Source organism: Chitinophagales bacterium, from assembly GCA_020636535.1.
Taxonomy (GTDB): Bacteria; Bacteroidota; Bacteroidia; order Chitinophagales; family JADIYW01; genus JADJSS01.
Map to the genome: position 1 here is coordinate 113,317 of JACJXT010000013.1, position 16,434 is coordinate 129,750.

A 16,434-nucleotide genomic window follows, 5' to 3' on the forward strand; every position below is an offset into this window, starting at 1 on the left:
CAAATTATTTTATTTCTTTGTGAACAGTCATTTTTTTAAGGATAGGATTGAATTTTTTTAATTCTAATCTATCTGGTGTATTTTTTCTGTTTTTCTTAGTAATATATCTTGAAGTTCCAGGCATACCTGAAGTTTTGTGTTCGGTACACTCTAATATTACTTGTATTCTATTGCCTTTCTTCTTAGCCATTGTAATATAATTTTATAAACCTAAAGAAATTTCTCCTTTCTTTTCTAGTTCTTTTAAATAATTAAAAATCCCTTTTTTATTGATAGTACGCATTGCTTTCATCGATACTTTCAAATCTACCCATTTATCTAATTCTGGAATATAGAATGACTTTTTTTGAAGGTTTGGTAAAAATCTTCTTTTAGTTTTAATGTTAGAATGCGACACTTTATTGCCTACTAATGGTCCTTTCCCTGTTAAATCACAAAATCTTGACATGTTATTCTTTTTAACGAGGTGCAAATATCGGAAAAATATTTTTATTAGCCAATTATTGCAATATTAAATTTGAGTAAGATTGTAAGAAACAAGATTGTTAGAACCAAGACATGAAATCTTTTGTTTTGCTTAGCATAGATTGGAGATGCTTCGCTAACGCTCAGCATAGCCGATAGACCTAATGACTATTGGCTATAAACTTAATAAAAATTGCATGGTGTCAATTCCATCTGCATAATCGTTGAGTGTTGGTTGTTGTGCATCACCAAATGGTATATGATTTTTTCCAACAGTACATTGAATTTCATCTGCATTGGTTTGTAGTTGTTCATTTAAAGCAGTTATATCATCATAATACTCGTAATACAAACAAGCAATTGGCGAACTAATTTGTTTATTTTCAACAATATTTATAAAGTCGATATCTACTAATGGAGTATTCGTCATTAAATAAACAGTTCTTTGATAGTCTAAGTTGTTTTTATATTTATGATGTAGCATTACATCACCAAAATCAGTGTCCCAAGCTTCATTTAAAATAGAAAAATTAAAGTCTTTTGGTACATAGATTTTAGACACATTTCTACAACCCATTCCAAAAAAACTAAACACATCTTTACCTAATGCCTGTACATCTTCTTTTGTAGTAGCAACATCAATAATAGCAATACTGTTTCTGTTTTTTCTAATAATATGTGGATACTTGCCAAAGTATTGTTCAAAATGTAGTGCTGTAGTATTACTTCCTGTAGCTATAATGGCATCAAAATTGTTTAATCTAGGAACGATATTAATTTGGTTTTTAAATCGTTCATCAATTTCAATTAATTTAGATAAAATGAATGGCAGTAAGACTTCATCTTTACTTGATAATTTAATCTGAGCAATATTATTACTCATTAGTACACATAATATATCATGAAAGCCAACCAAAGGAATATTACCAGCCAAAACCAAACCTACTATTTTGTTTTGTTGACTAGAAGTATCATATTGAGTAATCCATTGTTCTAATTGTGTTGCATTTAAATAATTTTGGGCAATTGCATTTATAGCCAAGACACTATTTTCTTTAGTAAACCAAGGATTTTTTAGATATGCTTCATTAATAATAGCTTGATATGCTTCTGTATTGTTTAGCAAATAATTTCCGAGTTGTACTAATGCATTTATTTTTTCTTGATTATTCATTAACTATTTTTTTACCAAATTTTAGTGGTTTTAGATATTCTTGTTCTATTTTTGTTACAAAAGTAAGCAAAATGGCTATCAAAATTACCGAAGAATGTATAAACTGTGGAGCATGTGAACCAGAATGTCCGAATAATGCTATTTACGAAGGTGGAATGGAATGGTGTATTGCAGATGGAACAGAAGTTAAAGGTAGTTATACTTTAATGAATGGTACTGTTGTAGATGCAGATGAAAAAGAAGCACCAGTTTCTGATGATTTATATTATATAGTAACTGATAAATGTACAGAGTGTAAAGGTTTTCATGAAGAACCACAATGTGCAGCAGTTTGTCCAGTAGATTGTTGTATTCCTGACGAACTATTTGAAGAAACTGAAGATGAGTTATTAGCTAAAAAAGCTAAGTTGCATTTGGAATAAATGAATTTGTATTTTATATGCAAGAAAATGAAGTTTTTGAAATTGTTCATCAACAGATAAAAACAAAGGCATTACAAAAGTTAAAACCAATTCGTGTTGTTATAAATGGTATTGAAGGAACTGGAAAAACTGTTTTTGCTCAAAAACTCACTGCTTATTTAAATCATAAAAATGCAAATGTCATTCATATTTCTATAGATGGTTTTCATCATACGAAAGCAATAAGATACCAACAAGGAAATGATAGTGCTTTAGGTTATTATGAAGATGCTTATAATGAACAAGCATTTGTAGATTTAGTACTCAAAAATTCTCAGAAAGAAAAGGCAACAATTGTTACTGCTATTCATAATTTAGATACTGATGAATCAATTGATGTTCAACCAATAGCAATAAGCAACAACACTATACTTATTACAGATGGTGCTTATTTACTTAAACCAATATATCAACCACATTGGGATTTAATCATTTATCTTAAAACAGATTTTGAAACTGCTTTAAATCGTGGCATTCAGAGAGATGCTCCATTATTAGGTGGAATTGATAAAGCTATAGAAAAATATAATAATCGATATCACAAAGCATCTGCGATGTATATAGATTTAAATCAGCCAGAACAACTAGCACATATTATTATTGACAATACCAATTTTAATAACTTAATCATTAGACTTCTTTCATAATAATAGATGTTACTGATAAGTCTTTTTTAGTTTATTCGTAGCAGATGTTTCTCGTAAAAGGACGCTGCGATAATTTAAAGGTAAAAAATACTTTCGCAGAGTCTCTTTTAGAAGACGCTGCTTTGAAGTGCATGAATTATGAAAGAAATTTATTGAAAAAGGTGACAGATAACTATCATTTTTTTTGTATATACATTAATCTTATTGCTAAAAAGGTTGACATCTACCAAAGCTTTTGTCTTCTTTAGATAAACTGGAGCAAGCTAAGTATTATTTCTGGTAAATTCACCAACTATTTTTCAGTACATTACCCTGTTATTTAATTATAATATATATTATATTTTTTATTATCATTATAATTATTAGTTGTTTAATTTTTCAAAAATCAACAAAGAACCATCTATATATCTATTATCTAATTTTAATTGATTGTTCTCTATATCAACTACATATTTTGAATTTCTAAGAAGTAAATAATGTGCTTTCAATTCTTCATTTGCAGGATGATCACTGAAATAATCATACACTAACTTATAATCATATGTTCCATCTAAAAATGGATTAAAAGTAAGCGTAGTATTGTGTCCTACGCCTGATACAATTAATTTATTATCATCATTAAATTTATATATTATATTATTTAATGAATAATCAAACAACATTAAACTATCAGCTACGGAATTATATTGTTCTACTTTAACTAATTTCCAACTACCTTCCACTAAATCGTTGCTAGTATCATTTTCTTTTTTACATGCACTGATGATAAATAACACAAGCAATAAAAATAAAGTTTTGTTTCTCATAATATACGATTTAAAAAATATAGTTCTATAAATATAGTAATAAAGTTAAAATATTTACTATAAAACTAAATTATTTCAATACTCTCTTAGTTTTAAAAAAGCCAACCTTTTTTGGTTGACTTCTTTGTTTTTATTTTGAGATGCTTTACTATTCTCAGCATAACAAACACTGGAGAAACTATTTTTCAACTATGGTTTCGTTCATTATTTTCTCTTGATTACTGATAGATTCTTGGTGAATGGCTTCAAAAATATGTTTTACAAATCTTTCTGAAAGTTGCTTCTCCTCTCCTTTTACAATTCTATCTTTTACAATTTCGTCCCATCTTGTATTTTGGAAAATCGTAATGCCATTGTCTCTTTTAAACTCGCCAATTGCTCTTGCAATATCCATTCTTTCACTCATTATTTCTAAGATATAATTGTCAATTCTATCAATTTTACCTCTTAATGCTTCTAATTTATTTTCTTCGTAACCATCTAAATTGCTATGTCTAACAACTAAAGAAGCTACAATTTCTCCTAATCTTTCTGGTGTTACTTGTTGTTTAGCATCACTCCAAGCATTGTCTGGATCTCTATGCGATTCTATCATCACACCATCAAAATCTAAGTCTAATGCTTTTTGAGAAACACTTTGTAATAACTCTCTATTACCACAAATATGTGATGGATCTACAATAATTGGCATTGTAGGAAATAATCTTTTTAACTCCACTGGTAGTTCCCAAGTAGGTTTATTTCTATACTGCGATTCTTCATAGCTCGAAAAACCTCTATGAATAGCACCTAATCTTTTAATACCTACTCTATTCATTCTTTCCATAGCACCAATCCACAATTGTAAATCTGGATTGATAGGATTTTTTACCAAAACTGGAATATCAACGCCTTGTAATGCATCAGCAATTTCTTGAACAGAAAAAGGATTTACCGTAGTTCTTGCACCTAACCACAAAATATCTACACCTAATTCTAAACAATCTTGCACATGTTGAGCTGTAGCAACTTCAACCGTAACTGGTTTGTTAATTGCTTTACCTGCATTGACCAACCATTGCAAACCTTCTTTGCCAATACCTTCAAAACTTCCAGGTCTTGTTCTTGGTTTCCAAATTCCAGCTCGCAAAGCATCGATGCCTTTGTCTGCTAATCGCTTTGCTGTTTCCATCATTTGTTCTTCAGTTTCGCAAGAACATGGTCCACTGATGATAATTGGTTTTTCAAAGTTAAAACCCCAATCTTTAATAGGTATAATGTCTAATACTGCCATAATTTTCAAATTTAGTGTGATTTAATTTGCTTTAATATTAATTTTTTGTTTTATGTTAAGATAATATTGATTTATATTTTACTTGTTGTTAGCTTTTACTTATTTCAAGATTTTTCTAATTTGATTTGCCTCTTGCATGAAGTTTTTAAGTTCATCGAATTTGTTTTTGTTGACTAAATTTCTGAAGTGATACATCTTTTCTATATAAGTATCCATTACTTCTAAAATATTGTTTTTGTTTTGTTCAAAGATTTGTGTCCACATTTCTGGTGAACTCTTTGCTAATCGTACAGTGCTTTCAAAACCACCACCTGCCATTTCTAAGATAGCAGCTTCGTCTTTTTCTTTTTCTAAAACTGTAGCACTTAAAATAAAAGAACTAATGTGCGACACATGCGACACATAAGCAGCGTGCATATCATGACTTTTTGCATCTTTATATTTAATATGCATTCCTAATGTTTGATACATTTGTTCTACTAACTGTAATGCATCTTCATCAGAATTGTCTTTATCGCAAATAATACATACTTTATCTTTATATAAATCATAAATAGCTGCATTAGCTCCAGAATTTTCAGTACCAGCCATTGGATGAGCTGCTACAAATCTGCTACGCATTGGATGATTTTTAATTGCTTCTATAATATTAGATTTAGTAGAACCCATATCTGTTACAATTTGATGTGCTTGAATATTATCTAGCACAAACAACAACTCGTTGACTAAAATATTTACAGGAACAGTCAATACAATTAAGTCTGCTTGTTGAATAGCTTCTAGCTTTGGTAAAAATTCGTCTACTAAATTTAATTCTAAAGCCAACTGATTGTTTTTTTCAGAACGACCTACGCCAATAAAGTGCTGTGCAAAATTTGCTTTGCGTAAATCGAGTGCTAAAGAACCACCCATTAATCCAACACCTACAATACAAATATTCATACTATATATTTGATAAACTTTTAATTCTATTTAACGCTTCGTTCAAATCATTTTCATTACTACACAACGAAATTCTTATATACCTATTTCCATTACTGCCAAAAATAAATCCTGGTGTAATAAAAACATTGGCTTCGTGTAAAATGCGTTCGGTTAAATCTTCTACACTATTATATGTTACAGGAATTTTTGCCCAAATAAACATACCTACTTGCTCTTTATCGTAAACACAATGTAGTGCATCCATAATTCGCCAAACAATAGTTCTTCTTTTTTCATATACTTTATTTCTTTCTTCATGCCAAACATCAGAATTAGATAGTGCTGCAATTGCTGCTTGTTGAACTGGCAAGTACATACCACTATCTACATTTGATTTTACTTTGAGTACGGTTTGAATGTAAGCAGCATCGCCTAATAGCATACCAATTCTTGCACCAGCTAAATTGTGCGACTTACTTAATGAGTTTAATTCTATAGCTACTTCTTTTGCACCTTCAATTTGAAAAATAGAAAAAGGATGTTCTTTATTTAAAACTAAACTATATGGATTATCATTACATATTAATATTTCATATTTTTTAGCAATAGCAATTATTTTCTTAAGTGCTTCTATATTTCCATCTGCACCTGTTGGCATATTGGGATAATTTAACCACAAAATTTTAGCTTGTTGTAACGAAGTTTCATCAATTGAAGATAAATCTGGTAACCAATGATTGTTTTCATCTAAATTATAATTTACTGGAATTGCACCTGCCAAATAAGTTGCAGAAGTATAAGTTGGATAACCAGGATTGGGTACTAAAACTACATCATTTGGATTTAAAAAAGCATTGGAAATAAAACCAATTCCTTCTTTAGAACCTAGCAACGGTAAAATTTCTGTATTGCTATCTAGATGAACACGATAAATTTTTTCATACCAAACAGCCATTGCTTGTCGTAGTTCAGGAATGCCAACATAACTTTGATAACCATTGGTATTTTGTTGTTGTGCAGAATATACCAAAGCATCGATTGTTGCTTGAGATGCTGGCATATCTGGATTGCCAATACCTAAATTAATGACTGGCTTGCCTTCTGCTTTCATCTGAGCAATTTGTTTAAGCTTAGTACTAAAATAGTACTCGTTAATATGTTGTAATTTATTGGCTGCTTGGATTATCATATTATTTTATATTATTTTTTCACCTTGTTTATATTCTCCTAAAATCATCAACTCAGAAGTAAATGGTTTGATTTGTTCTATCATAGTATGATATTGATTGGCATCATTAAATTCTAAATCTGCATACATATAGTATTGCCATTCTTCTCCTATAACTGGTAATGATTGTATTTTAGTAAGATTTATATTATTTTCTCCAATAATAGTTAATACCTTTGCTAAACTTCCTGGTGTGTGATTGGCTCTAAACGACAAGGATGCTTTATTGAAATTTATTTCTTGTTGGAAATCTGGTGTAGCTAAAGCTAAAAATCGAGTAAAGTTTCTTTTATTGTCGTGAATATCTTCTGCTAAAATTTCTAAGTTGTATAATTCGGCAGCTCTTTTACTTGCCACAGCACCTCTTCCTATAATTTGTTGTTCTTTAATGATAGCTGCACTCAAAGCCGTATCATCAGATTCTACCAATTGAATATTGTGATAATCTTTGAAGAAATTGCCACATTGCAACAAAGCAATTGGATGTGAATGCACTTCTTTTAAATCAGTTATATTTTGATTAGCTAAAGCCATTAAATTCATTTCGATACGCAAATAAACTTCGCCAATAATTTTTAGATGATGTTCTCTTAGCAAAGCATAATTTGGTAAAATAGCACCTGCCAAAGAGTTTTCTATAGCACAAATTGCAAAATCGACTTCTTTATTGGTAGTATAGTTAAACAGCTGTCTGAATGTATTGCACTCAACACACTCAATATCGTTTCCATAATATTTTAAAGCAGCTATTTCGTGGAAAGAAGCACTAAAACCTTGTATTGCAATTTTCTTTTTCATGTTGTTTATTTTCAAAAAAAAATCCCGCTACGAAGCGGGACATTTTTATTACTATTTCTCATACAGTTATAATTGTCCCACTAGTGTAGTACATAATAAAAACCGTAAAAGAAAAATTTATTCATACAACAAAACAAATCAAATAAATTTATAAAACAAACAGTGTGTATGTTAAATATGTATTAAGTAGCAATTTACAAACTAAAGCTTATTTCTAAAAAATGCTACTATAAACTTAATAGCTATCAATTTTTATTAAAATATTTACTTACGGAAAAGACAATATAGGTATTTATCTTCATTTTGTCTTGATACAAAACGAAGCAAAAAATCAAGAAGCATTTAAGGCAATTTTGCTTTTCTCTATTTTTTTGTTTTGGTGAAGCAAACCGATGATAAATTTGTCTCTTCATGCCTATTGCTCGTTCCTCGCAATGCAATTTCGAGACATTTACATCTATTGCTGAAAATGATTCAGTAGTAAAACCTCATTTCGTTTTTACTTTTTCATAAAATTTCCTTATAATAAAAAAACTAACAAATAATTTGAGCTGATTTTTACTGAAATAAAGATTTAATATTTAATATTGCGAGTTAATGTTGGACTTTTCTGAAATAAAAAATTTAAGTGCTGTAGAGAAACTCTCCTATTGTGACACACAATATCCTGTGATTTTAGTGAGTGGTTTAGGATTAAAAGACCAAACAAGACTATTACACTATTGGGGAATTATTCCTGATTTTTTAAAACAATATGGTTGTGATGTGTATACTGCCAATCAAGATGCTTTTTTAAGTATTGCTGATAATGGTGTTAAATTAAAATATAGAATTTTAGATATATTATCTACTACCAATAAAGATAAAATAAATATAATTGGACATTCTAAAGGTGGTATTGAAGCAAGATATACTGCAAGTATGCTAGGCATTCATCAACACATAGCAAGTGTAACTACGCTAGGAACGCCACACCATGGAGCTAAATTAGCAGAAATTGTGCTAGGAAAAATCCCTATACCTAAAATAGCATTATCAAGATTAGTTAATATATATGCAAGATTAATTGGTGATGATAGACCTGATAGCTTACGCTCAGTAATACAAGTGACTACTGATGCTATGAAAAAATTTAATGATGAAGTGCCTGATATTGCTTCTATCTACTATCAAAGTTATGCTGCACATATAAATAAAGATTATAGTAGCCAAATGTGGAAAGCAATGGCTGCAATTTTAAAACCATTTGAAGGCAGTAATGATGGTATTGTTGGTATTGAATCAGCAAAATGGGGAAATTACAAAGGACTGATGCAAACGACTACAGTGAATAGTGTAAGTCATGGTGATATGGTTGGTTTAAGTCAGTTTATTGGCAATACGAAATTTGATGCTAAACGATACATGGCACATATTATTCATGAATTAAAATTGAGTGGTTTCTAGGTTTTTCATTACTATTCTATAGATGCTGAAACGAGTTCTGTAAGTGTTGGGTAATTAATTACTGGCAATTAAAAATGAGATTAAGAATAAAGATTCAAATTTATTATTTAATTCACTATATTTACTCCAGTCACTTTTACTACATTTGTCTGCATCAATTTTATAAACAATATTAACCGTTATTGATTTATCTGAAGTATTTGTTACTGTAGATTTTAAGCTTCCTATTTCATTAGAGAAATTGGTATTAAATATATCATTTGATATAAATTTACCTTGATCTAAATCGAACTTAAAGTTAAATTCAAAAGCATGTGGTACACCGAAATAAGCATCGGTTTTTCTATTCTCTGTATTAATAATAATATCTGAATAACTATCCATTATTTTGTTTAAAGTAAGTGGATAATATGGTACTGTAGCAGTATTATTAATTATAGAAAATTTCTTATTAATAGATAAGTCTGTATCTTTTTCATAATCATAAGGATTCAATTTTAAATCGGTTAATTGAACATTCTCTGCCATATTATATATAGAATTTTCCATATATCTATATAATTTATTATCTTTATCATTATATTTATATTTGTAAAACTCAGTTTTATATTTTTCCATATACTTACCATAATATGTAGTAGTTACATCATAATTTGTACTATAACCACTGTTGGTATTAAATTTTACATTATAGTCGAATACTATTTTATTACTTGGATAAACTTTTTTAGTTTTGAAATCTACGAATTCGTATTTGGTTCCTTCTTTTGTATTGTAAACTTTAAGTGCTTCATTGTTATAATCATAGTTTACATAGTTCAATAAATCTAATGGTTTAAATAAAGGCAAGAAAGCAGTTTCTTTGGTTTGTGGATTTACAAATTCCACAACAACATCATCAAACTGTTCTAAGCTAGGAAAGTCTTTATTAAGTTTACCATTTTTTATATTTGTTACAAACCAAAAATTAACTGTATAGTTTAATTCTTCGGCAATTTTATTATATATATTATAGTCTTGATTACTAAATGCAGCATTGTAAGCGTCATCAATATATTCTCCGTCATTAGTATAATATGATTTATTGATAATGCTACATAATTCTTGCATTTGATTATTAAAGCCATTTTTTGCAGCTATTTTCTTAACAATATCTTTTATCGTTAAATCTTCAGTAACAATAGAAGATGTTTTTGTTTTCTTAAAAAAGTCATCTAATTCATCATCCCATGTTGCTGTAGCTCCATTATCTGATACATTTTTGCCTATAACTTGATAAATAGCACCAGGAATTTGATTGGCTTCAATGGTATAATCTTCAGAAAGTAATGCAGGAAGATTTTTAAGTGTTAGAGTGTAAATACTCATTGCGTCGTTTCCTGTTCCTTGTGTTGTTTCTACAAATTTTTCAGATATATTAATTGGAAAGCTTTTAAAAGTAAATTTTTTAGACATCGTAACTGTTAAGTTCTTTTCTTTTGTAGGATATTCTGCTTCAAAATAATTAACATCAAATACATTAAAGTAGTTGGTATTAACTCTTGAGTTGATTTGTGTTTTTACAGTAAACATATATTCAATTTCATCTCCTACATTTACATTAGGCAGAACAAACAGTTTAACTAAACCTTTATATTTTCTTAAATAAGGTATATTTGCAGGCAAAGTGGTTTCTTTAACATCGCTAACATCTAATTCAACAGTAGAGCCATCAGGTTTTATAGTTACGGCTTTAATATTTTCAACTTCGGTTGTTGATTTACTAAAAATTGGTATATATATTTTATTAAAATCATTAATAACATTTAAGTTATTAATTCTAATTTTTCTATGATAAGTTGTAACCTCATACGCTTTGTAAAGTGTATTTACTTTAAAGAAGTAGCTAGAAGTTGAACCTACTTCAAATTTATATTCTACATGTTTATTATCTAGTAATACATAAGCACTATTATTTTTAATAATATTATCATCTACCTGTTCGTAATTCTTGGTTAACTGAATTGATCTTGAAAAGTTAGATTTGAATATCAATAATATAAAAAGGAGAAAAATTATTTTAATTTTCATATTTATTTATTTATTACTAATAATTTATTTAGCTATATTAACAATACCATTTTGATAAAAATACTGTATTACACCATCATTCCAATTATTAAATTCATTTTCATTAACAATGGCTTTCTTTACTTTTACGGTACTATTGTCTTGTATTTGTGATGCAGCTACTGTGACTGATTGTTGAATATCAAAAACATCATTATTAATATTATAATTTGCTTTTGAGTTGAGTTTATAGTTACCATTATATTTTGCATTAACAGAATAGGTAAATGGAAATTCAAAGAATAGTGGTGCATTAGATGATTTATTTACAATTGTTTGTGGAAGAAAATTAAATTTTGGTTTATATATGTAGTAATTATTATTGTTTTTTTGTAATAACATACTAGCATCTCCTTTAAAATCTACTTGAATTTCTGTAGCTGTAATATTGAGTTTAGATTGCTTTGGAAATATTGATTTAGAAAATAGGTTTAATACTAACTCATTAGTAAAATCTTGTTTTTCTTCTACTCTAGTATCTTCATATATACTTTGATAAATATGTTTAAATGCTCCTTTTAATATAATTTTTCCACTTATTTCATAGTTATTTAAGTCTAGTGTATAGCTTACATTACATAGATTATCATTAGCTGTTGTTATAGGTACTTTAAATAGTTTGTAAGTTTCTCCCATTTCTATCAGAGCTTCTTTATCTTCTAAATAATATGGATAATTATCCCAAGTATTATTTTTTCCTGTTGCATCTAATAGATAAGTATTATTATTATTAAATAAAGCACAAATCATATGATTATCTACACAGAGCGAAGGTAAGTCATAAGAATATGGTAATGCATTTGTACCTATCCAACATAGATGAGCATCTAAATTCTGAGCTTTTAATAATTCTGTAAGTAAGTTAGCCATTCCTTTACAATCTCCAAACCTATTTTTTTCTACTTTTTGAGCTTCTTCTGGTTTAAAGCCTGCTATGCCATTTTCAAATGCTACATAAGTGATATTGGCTTTAACCCAATCAAAAATGGCTTCTATTTTTTGTTCTTTAGTGTTCTGTCCTCTCACTATTTCGTCACTTAGTTTTTTAAGATATTCTTTATCTGGATTAAGTTCATTTACCAAATCGCTATACCAAGCATATAAATCTGTTGCATCTTCAATTACTTTTTCTTTTTGATTTTTGCTGTTGGTATATGATTTTGTAACTACAACAAAGTGTGGTAGAAAATAGCTTGCTGGTGCAGAAAATCCATTATCATTTTTATAATTGTGCAGTGAAATGGTATCAAGTGTATAAGTAATTTTTTTTATGCCATTATTATCTGTTTCTTTTTTTAAGACATTATTCGGCAAATTAAATGGTACCAAGTCTGCATTAACTTTATTGCTTGGTGCTTCTAAATTAATTGAAAAGTTAATAGTTGGATATTCATAGCTTGGCTTAAAAGAAGTCAAAAATTTTAAGTCATCATATATTACTTCATAACTAAATACAAGCAAGTTATTTTTTTTAACTTTTGTTGTTAGTGATAATGTTTTCAGCTTTAAATCGCTATAAAAAATATTATTTATATAATAATCTTTATCTGAAGCATTTTTAAACTTGATATTTTCTATTAAATTCTTTTCATTTTTGTCATTAATAGAAAAAAGTCTTCCACTTAAAAAGTTTAATTTTTCAAATTCATTAAAAGGTACTTCTACAGATTGCAAAGCACTTATATTATCTTTTAATACAAAATAAGCTTCACTTACTATAGCTTTTGCTTTTATATTTCCATTATTATCTACAAAATATTTTATGGTAATACTATTGTCTACAACTACTGCATCTTCATTAGGAAATTGACTTTTTAAATTAGTATAGTCTATATCTGTTTGAGTATAAGCCACATTAAAGAACAAAAGTAATAGGAGTAAATTAATGGTTCTTAGCGTTTTATTTTTTATAAGAAAAATCATATTTTTATATTTAAATAAATAATATTTTATTTATAATGAGATAGAATAGTGATTAAACTATTTACCTTTCTTTAAATGTTTTTGTAATTTAAGTACTTTGCCTTTTTTCAACATATAATTCTCAAAGTCTTTAGAGTAGTCTAGCATAGGAATTATAAGTGTTTTGTCTTTTATAGACACCTTAGATGTTTCTGATGCATACATTTTTCCACCGAGTATTAAAAACACAGTTAATACTAAAAAGTTTAATTTTGTTGAGTTCATGAGTTTAGTTATTTCCAAACTACTAATATAACAATTTACCAATAAAAAATAATAAGTTTTATACTATTATTTATATGATACAATAATTATACCACAGTTGTATATGTTCTTTAAAATGTTACTTCTTTTTACGCCACTAAGCTTGCTAACTTGCGTTATTTGATATAATCTAATACTTTATAAGTGTCTTTCTTTTGAAGATATTTTTGCATTTTTAGCACCTTTCCTTTTTTGAATCTAGAATATGATTTAAACTGCATTACAACACTTTCATCATCTGTAGAGAGTACAGTCTGTCTAGCATGTTTCTTTAAACCATATATCATACCTGCTAATCCTCCACTATAAAGCGAATAAATAAACAAAGAAGCAACCATTGGTTTTCTTTTTTGAGCTATCATATAAAATCCGTTTGGATCTTCACCATTTACTATGGTTTCATTTAATTTTTCTTGAGATACCACTTTATAGTTAGATATTTTCCACTTTTCTCTTAATGTTTTAGATAATGATTTATTATATCTATTATATTTTTTTGTATCATCTTTTGTAAGTTCTGCAAAATAGAATGTTTTATTAGCTATATCTGATTTGAATGATTCGGGTATCTTTCCTTTTTTTATATCTTCATTAGCTGCATATTCTTTCATTTTATAACTCAATATATTCATTATTCTTCGTACATCATTTGGATCATTCAAATCATAATCCATTATATTTATTTTTTACTAACTCTTTATTGCTATCGTATGTTTTGATTGTAAAAAAACTAGAAGTTTTTCTGTTATAAGAAAATAATAATTTTAAGTACTTATCTGAATTTTTATCTATTTCTGACATTTCAATATCTGTAGATAATTCATAAGGCGTTGCATCATATAATGATTGAGAAATACCTTTTTTCCATGCTTCGTTATACTCCTCTACTTTTGCTTTTGCTTTTTCGAGATCTGATATTTTTCCTTTTTTCACTAAATAACTTTCAAAATCTTTAGAATAATTTAGCATAGGTATTACAAGTGTTTTATCTTTTATAGACACTTTAATAGTTTCAGCCCCGTAGGATTTTGCACCAAGTATTAATAACACTATTAATACAATAAAATTTGATTTTACTAACTTCATAAGTTTAATTATTTATAGAGTCGCCAATATAGTTATTTATCCATAAAAATTAATAGATTTTATACAATTAGTTATATATAGCATTCATAACTTAACAATATATACACATTCAAAGCTATTCTAATAATAAATATTAAATTGAGTTTGATATAATATTCATTCTAAATAAACAAACTTAAATGTGAGTAAGCTTCTTAATTAATGTCCGCCACCTTGAGCTTCTGCATCTAATTTATAGTTTTTGGCTATCATTACGATTGGTATTGCAATTAATATAAATACTACAAATAACTGAAATATATCTATATAAGATAATATCATGGCTTGTTTTTTTATAGCCAAATGTATTAACTCCAAACTTTGTGTTGATACTTGACTTCTATCTGTTGTATGTGTTGATAGTGCTGCACCAAATCCGTTTAATCTTTGGATTAATTGTGGATTATCTAGCGTGATGTTATTGGCTAAATCGGCGTAGTGCTGTCCAGAAAATCTTTCAGTCATTACACCAATTAAAGCAACACTTATAGAACCACCTAACTGTCTAACCATATTGGATAAACCAGATGCTTGTCCTATGTCTTTTCCGTGTAAACCACCTAAAGTTAAGTTAGATAATGGTACAAATAACAAACCAGTTCCAACGCCTCTTATAAGCAATGGCCAAAAGAATGCATCTTCGCTTGTAGTTGTTGTAAGTAATGATTGCGACCACCAAACAAATCCTGCGTTAATAGCGAAACCTGCCATAATTAAAAATTTTGGTGGTACACCTTTAGTTAGCATAATACCAATAAAAGGCATACACAATGCACTGGCAATTGCTCCTGGTGTAAACATTAAACCAGACTGCATGGCTGTAAATCCTAAGTAACCTTGAAAATATATTGGAAAAACAAATACTGTTCCAAATAATATAAATCCTAGTAAAAAATTTAAGAAAGAACCAATAGCAACATTTCCTCGGTTCATTACTTTTAAGTCTACAATTGGATTTTTAATGCTTAATTCTCTAAATAAAAATCCGAATATACCTAATAAAGCAATTATAGTAAAAGAAACAATATATCTAGATTCGAACCAATCGTTTCTTTCTCCTTGCTCTAAAACTAATTGCAAAGCACCTACACCAATAATTAATAGTATAATTCCAATAATATCAATTTTACCACTATTTTTTTCTTCATTTGGATTATCTTTAATATATCTTAAAGTTAAAAATGTAGCGATAATACCAATAGGTACATTTACATGAAATATAATTGGCCATTCGTAATTATCTACTAAATATCCACCTAAAACAGGACCAATAGTTGGACCAACAATTACACCCATACCAAACATAGCCATTGCCATTCCCATTTTTTCTGGTGGATAAATTTCTTTTAAAATAGTTTGTGATGTAGCAAACAAAGCACCTCCACCAACACCTTGTACAAATCTCCAAAAAATGAGTGTCCATATTGTAGAAGACTCGCCACACATAAAAGAAGCAAAAGTGAACAGTGCTACAGAACCAGCAAAGTATTTTTTTCTACCAAATTGTGTAGACAACCAACCACTCATTGGCACAACAATAATATTGGCAATAGCATAAGCGGCTACCACCCAACTCACTTCACTAAGTGTAGCACCTAAGTTTCCCATTAAATTATTAGTAGCTACATTAACAATAGTTGTATCTAATATTTCTAGAAGTGTACAAACTACTACCGTAATGGTAATAATGGCTCTACGAAAACCGTATTCTACTAAACTATTATCTGCTGCAACTATATCCATAATAATAAA

At 28.4% G+C, this 16,434-nt stretch carries 17 protein-coding genes; 3 read left to right on the forward strand and 14 right to left on the reverse strand.

Annotated features, from left to right (window positions below; genetic code table 11):
- Positions 1-4: 4 nt before the first annotated feature.
- From rpmG to H6553_12690, 3 genes are all read right to left on the reverse strand, one after another.
- A complete protein-coding gene (gene rpmG, locus H6553_12680; GenBank protein ID MCB9034688.1) occupies positions 5-190 on the reverse strand; it encodes a 50S ribosomal protein L33 in 186 nt (61 codons plus the stop codon).
- Positions 191-202: 12 nt separating this feature from the next.
- Positions 203-448 (reverse strand): 50S ribosomal protein L28, encoded by a 246-nt coding sequence (gene rpmB, locus H6553_12685; protein ID MCB9034689.1) that lies wholly within the window; start codon positions 446-448, stop codon positions 203-205.
- 192 nt (positions 449-640) lie between these two features.
- The gene (locus H6553_12690) at positions 641-1,639 is read right to left on the reverse strand and encodes an acyl-CoA reductase (protein MCB9034690.1); all 999 of its coding nucleotides are present in this window, start codon (positions 1,637-1,639) and stop codon (positions 641-643) included.
- A 71-nt stretch (positions 1,640-1,710) separates the two neighbouring features.
- Between H6553_12690 and H6553_12695 the strand changes: the two genes are divergently transcribed.
- Both H6553_12695 and H6553_12700 read left to right on the forward strand, forming a co-directional pair.
- Positions 1,711-2,061 (forward strand): 4Fe-4S binding protein, encoded by a 351-nt coding sequence (locus tag H6553_12695; GenBank protein MCB9034691.1) that lies wholly within the window; start codon positions 1,711-1,713, stop codon positions 2,059-2,061.
- A gap of 17 nt (positions 2,062-2,078) precedes the next feature.
- Positions 2,079-2,747 carry a hypothetical protein gene (locus H6553_12700; GenBank protein MCB9034692.1) on the forward strand — a complete coding sequence of 223 codons (669 nt, stop codon included), beginning with the start codon at positions 2,079-2,081 and terminating at the stop codon, positions 2,745-2,747.
- A 362-nt stretch (positions 2,748-3,109) separates the two neighbouring features.
- Here H6553_12700 and H6553_12705 read toward each other — a convergent pair whose 3' ends face one another.
- The 5 genes from H6553_12705 to H6553_12725 all read right to left on the reverse strand — a co-directional run bounded on the left by H6553_12705 (position 3,110) and on the right by H6553_12725 (position 7,776).
- On the reverse strand, positions 3,110-3,553 hold the full coding sequence (locus H6553_12705; protein MCB9034693.1) for a hypothetical protein: 444 nt from the start codon (positions 3,551-3,553) through the stop codon (positions 3,110-3,112).
- 178 nt (positions 3,554-3,731) lie between these two features.
- Positions 3,732-4,826, reverse strand: a complete 1,095-nt coding sequence (locus H6553_12710; protein ID MCB9034694.1) for a bifunctional 3-deoxy-7-phosphoheptulonate synthase/chorismate mutase type II — start codon at positions 4,824-4,826, stop codon at positions 3,732-3,734.
- Between the two features lie 99 nt (positions 4,827-4,925).
- The gene (locus H6553_12715) at positions 4,926-5,768 is read right to left on the reverse strand and encodes a prephenate dehydrogenase (GenBank protein MCB9034695.1); all 843 of its coding nucleotides are present in this window, start codon (positions 5,766-5,768) and stop codon (positions 4,926-4,928) included.
- A gap of 1 nt (position 5,769) precedes the next feature.
- Positions 5,770-6,939 carry an aminotransferase class I/II-fold pyridoxal phosphate-dependent enzyme gene (locus tag H6553_12720; GenBank protein MCB9034696.1) on the reverse strand — a complete coding sequence of 390 codons (1,170 nt, stop codon included), beginning with the start codon at positions 6,937-6,939 and terminating at the stop codon, positions 5,770-5,772.
- Positions 6,940-6,945: 6 nt separating this feature from the next.
- A complete protein-coding gene (locus tag H6553_12725) occupies positions 6,946-7,776 on the reverse strand; it encodes a prephenate dehydratase (GenBank protein MCB9034697.1) in 831 nt (276 codons plus the stop codon).
- 597 nt (positions 7,777-8,373) lie between these two features.
- Between H6553_12725 and H6553_12730 the strand changes: the two genes are divergently transcribed.
- The gene (locus H6553_12730; protein MCB9034698.1) at positions 8,374-9,222 is read left to right on the forward strand and encodes a hypothetical protein; all 849 of its coding nucleotides are present in this window, start codon (positions 8,374-8,376) and stop codon (positions 9,220-9,222) included.
- A gap of 54 nt (positions 9,223-9,276) precedes the next feature.
- On the opposite strand, the gene H6553_12735 is transcribed toward H6553_12730, so the two are convergent.
- The 6 genes from H6553_12735 to H6553_12760 form a co-directional block, all read right to left on the reverse strand.
- Positions 9,277-11,292: a DUF3857 domain-containing protein gene (locus tag H6553_12735; protein MCB9034699.1), complete on the reverse strand. Its 2,016-nt coding sequence runs from the start codon at positions 11,290-11,292 to the stop codon at positions 9,277-9,279.
- Positions 11,293-11,316: 24 nt separating this feature from the next.
- Positions 11,317-13,254: a transglutaminase domain-containing protein gene (locus tag H6553_12740; protein MCB9034700.1), complete on the reverse strand. Its 1,938-nt coding sequence runs from the start codon at positions 13,252-13,254 to the stop codon at positions 11,317-11,319.
- 57 nt (positions 13,255-13,311) lie between these two features.
- Positions 13,312-13,518 carry a hypothetical protein gene (locus tag H6553_12745; protein MCB9034701.1) on the reverse strand — a complete coding sequence of 69 codons (207 nt, stop codon included), beginning with the start codon at positions 13,516-13,518 and terminating at the stop codon, positions 13,312-13,314.
- A gap of 155 nt (positions 13,519-13,673) precedes the next feature.
- Complete coding sequence (locus tag H6553_12750) at positions 13,674-14,231, reverse strand: hypothetical protein (GenBank protein ID MCB9034702.1); 558 nt, start codon at positions 14,229-14,231, stop codon at positions 13,674-13,676.
- On the reverse strand, positions 14,221-14,643 hold the full coding sequence (locus H6553_12755) for a hypothetical protein (protein MCB9034703.1): 423 nt from the start codon (positions 14,641-14,643) through the stop codon (positions 14,221-14,223). The genes H6553_12750 and H6553_12755 overlap by 11 nt, the downstream gene beginning before the upstream one ends.
- A 198-nt stretch (positions 14,644-14,841) precedes the next feature.
- Entirely contained in the window at positions 14,842-16,425 is a 1,584-nt protein-coding gene (locus tag H6553_12760; protein MCB9034704.1) for a DHA2 family efflux MFS transporter permease subunit, read from the reverse strand.
- Positions 16,426-16,434 lie beyond the last annotated feature (9 nt).